The sequence below is a fragment of the Candidatus Jordarchaeum sp. genome (assembly GCF_052745115.1).
Window position 1 is genome coordinate 1 of record NZ_JBRAKS010000453.1, and the last position, 2725, is coordinate 2725.

Sequence of the window (2725 nt, forward strand, 5' to 3'; positions counted from 1 at the left end):
AACCGAACACCATCTGGAAGTGTCCTAGATGGGTAAGTTTCGGACAACGGTTTCCTCCCCAAAAAAAGTTCTTTGTCTACGCCAGCCATCTCCGATAATTTGGGTACTGGAATCATTTTGATTGCGTTTCCTTCGCTGATAACCAACAGCTTCTCGCCCTTCACTATGTTCAACTCTTTCCTCAACCGTGAGGGGATTATTACTTGGCCCTTCGAAGTCACTGTAACAAGTTCAACCATTTCGATTTCACCTTACAAAATAAGAAATGTCTTTAATAAATTTATCGTAAAAATTCGGATTCATATATTCCTGTAAACAATACACGTTCAAAACAGCGAAGTAATATTGGAGAAATTTAGAAGGAATTTTTTAATAGGCCGATCCAGTCTGGATTACTATATGGAGTATAGGTGTTTTTCTAGTCTTTTTATGTCTAATGCCGCCCCGAAATATAGGTTGAGAGGTCTGCTAGGAGGTGTGGAAAAGGCTTAAGTTTGCAGGGTGTCCTATCAATTCACAGAGTGGGTGATGAATGTCCCTGACTTCAGAATTTTTGGAGCTTATTTAGCAGTGGAAGAAGAGAAGGCTTTGCAGAAATTTGTAGAGGCAATTAAGAAGAAGTATAGCGGTAGAATAGAGAAAATCTTCCTCTTCGGCAGTTATGCGAGAGGAGACTATGGTAGAGTCGTGTATGAGCGGGAAGATTTCAAAGCAGATTCAAACGATTACTTGAGATACTATGTTGACACTCCCTTCGACTAAAGTCGGGGGATTCTTGCTTCTGGCTCAACGCCTTCGAAGCAACGGGTGTGCTACCACCCGGTTAACACGCCCTTCCCTCAAGGGCAATGGTATTAAGTTAAGGTAAGAGGGTGACGTAGTTTCGCTCGGTTCCGCTTCCAAAAGGAGCGTTTATGGAGCTTCCTTTCCAGTTTAGAACCCCAAAATAAGGGTTAGAATCAGGCGAATCCACATCACCCCACAAGTACAAGAAAACAATTTTGGCTTAACTTAATGCCATTGATGTTAAAGGGGCGGCAAGCAATCCAAGATATCGATAATTTAGTAAGTTCTGGTTATCGAATAAGCTACGACATAATTAATAAAGTGAAGGAGAATTTGCGGAGGTGGGAATAATGAATGTTACTCCGGCGATTCCTGAACGAATAAGAAAGAAGTTCTTAAAAGAAATATTAGAAATGTATTCTCAAGGCGAGTTGTCAGCAAGTAGAGCTTCACAGATGCTTGGCGTCCCTAGAGCTGCCTTCTATAAGATTTTAGCTGAAGCAAACACTCCTCTTCCAAAGAAACTGAATGAGAGCATCAAGAGAGAACTCAAAGAGTTACTAAGTGTTGAGGAATGAACTTTCTCCTCTGTTTCTTCATACCCAATAATTTTTCGCCCTACGTAACAGTTGCTGTTTACGTGTACTTATGTGGACATAAGTGGACATAAGATTTATGGATAGACTGTATACTTAGGAAGCAAAGATGTTGCTCGGTGTCGCTAGGTGTCGACCAATCGACTCCGAATTTTTCCATCTTTCTCTTCAAATCCTCAGGAATTTTAATTTTCAACTCAGTCATAGTTACTATGACACTTCCACAGATTATAGCTCTTACCATGGTTTTAATCCTCGTTTGGTTTGTTGAAAAATAGCAAAGCAGGTTCGTTCAAAGCAGTTAGAATCGAATGTTTTGTGAGAAAAGTTAATAAATGTATGAAATTTATTACTATTGGTGAAAAAAAATGAAGCGGTTCTCCGTTAGTTTACCTGATGATGTAGCCGAAGCCCTAGAAAAAATTCTGGAGTCAGAGCCTACCGCCTCTAGGTCAAAAATCATTGCGGATTCGCTTAACGAATATATAGCGAGGCATCACCCATTCTTTATTAACCGAAAAGAGGATTCTAAGGGTCCTAGAGTTTTGCGGGAGCTTAGAGCTACTCAACGCAGAGCTCCCTCTCCCCGGAGAAGAAAGTTGCAGCGGGTTCTGGAAGGGTGGAGAAGAATTGATTGAAGTGGTCTATAATTATGTGGAGGACGGGATTGATAGAAGCGGGAAGAAGATACCCGACATTCCCATAGCCTGGATAATACTTCACCGGAAAAAAGAAAACAGGAAAATGCTGGGTCCTTGTCTTGTTGACACGGGTTTTGATGGGGGTATATATGCCAATGCTGAACTTTCCCTGAATTTTGAGGGAATACCCTCTGAGGGAACAGAATGGTTTTACGGTGCAGGAGACCATGATATTGAATGCGATGTTTATAGTGCTGAGTGCTTTCTCTTAAGTGGAGAGGAAACAGTGCCTCTAGGTAAAGTTAGGGTCTATATACCGGTTAGATTGGAAGATCTTCCGGAAGAAACAATAATGGGGCGTGAAGTGTTGAATAGCCTCAGAGTGGTTTTAGATGGGAAAAACTTGAAAATGGGTCATGAGAAGTTGAAACAGAGAAACCCGTAACCTATTTTAGCTTTAGAGTTCAATAGATTCTCACTCTAAACTCTAGAAAGATTATTCAAATACTCGAAAAAAAGTGGAATGTGTTGGACTGAATAATTAAGGAATGCTTACGATTTTTTAGAAGGGGGAGATTTCTTGAACATCTAGAATTTTTTGGTGAACTGAAGAGAAAAATGAGAGTAAAAATAGTTAGCCGAAGGCTATACCGTTGTCCGAAACTTACCCATTTAGGACACCGCCTAAATGGTGTTCGGTTC

6 protein-coding genes are annotated in these 2725 nt (G+C 40.7%); 4 read left to right on the forward strand and 2 right to left on the reverse strand.

Annotation, left to right across the window (positions count from 1 at the left end):
- Nucleotides 1-239 (reverse strand): AbrB/MazE/SpoVT family DNA-binding domain-containing protein (locus ACUVXA_RS19420; protein WP_445872945.1); only part of this gene is annotated, 239 nt, incomplete at its 3' end.
- Nucleotides 240-528: 289 nt separating this feature from the next.
- Between ACUVXA_RS19420 and ACUVXA_RS19425 the strand changes: the two genes are divergently transcribed.
- On the forward strand, nt 529-762 hold the full coding sequence (locus ACUVXA_RS19425; RefSeq protein WP_445872946.1) for a nucleotidyltransferase domain-containing protein: 234 nt from the start codon (nt 529-531) through the stop codon (nt 760-762).
- A gap of 374 nt (nt 763-1136) precedes the next feature.
- On the forward strand, nt 1137-1364 hold the full coding sequence (locus tag ACUVXA_RS19430; protein WP_445872947.1) for a UPF0175 family protein: 228 nt from the start codon (nt 1137-1139) through the stop codon (nt 1362-1364).
- A 58-nt stretch (nt 1365-1422) separates the two neighbouring features.
- Here ACUVXA_RS19430 and ACUVXA_RS19435 read toward each other — a convergent pair whose 3' ends face one another.
- On the reverse strand, nt 1423-1626 hold the full coding sequence (locus tag ACUVXA_RS19435; RefSeq protein WP_445872948.1) for a hypothetical protein: 204 nt from the start codon (nt 1624-1626) through the stop codon (nt 1423-1425).
- A gap of 124 nt (nt 1627-1750) precedes the next feature.
- Here ACUVXA_RS19435 and ACUVXA_RS19440 point away from each other — a divergent pair, with 124 nt between their 5' ends.
- Together ACUVXA_RS19440 and ACUVXA_RS19445 are read left to right on the forward strand one after the other, a co-directional pair.
- Complete coding sequence (locus ACUVXA_RS19440; RefSeq protein WP_445872949.1) at nt 1751-2020, forward strand: CopG family ribbon-helix-helix protein; 270 nt, start codon at nt 1751-1753, stop codon at nt 2018-2020.
- Complete coding sequence (locus ACUVXA_RS19445) at nt 2013-2468, forward strand: hypothetical protein (RefSeq protein ID WP_445872950.1); 456 nt, start codon at nt 2013-2015, stop codon at nt 2466-2468. The genes ACUVXA_RS19440 and ACUVXA_RS19445 overlap by 8 nt, the downstream gene beginning before the upstream one ends.
- Nucleotides 2469-2725: the final 257 nt, after the last annotated feature.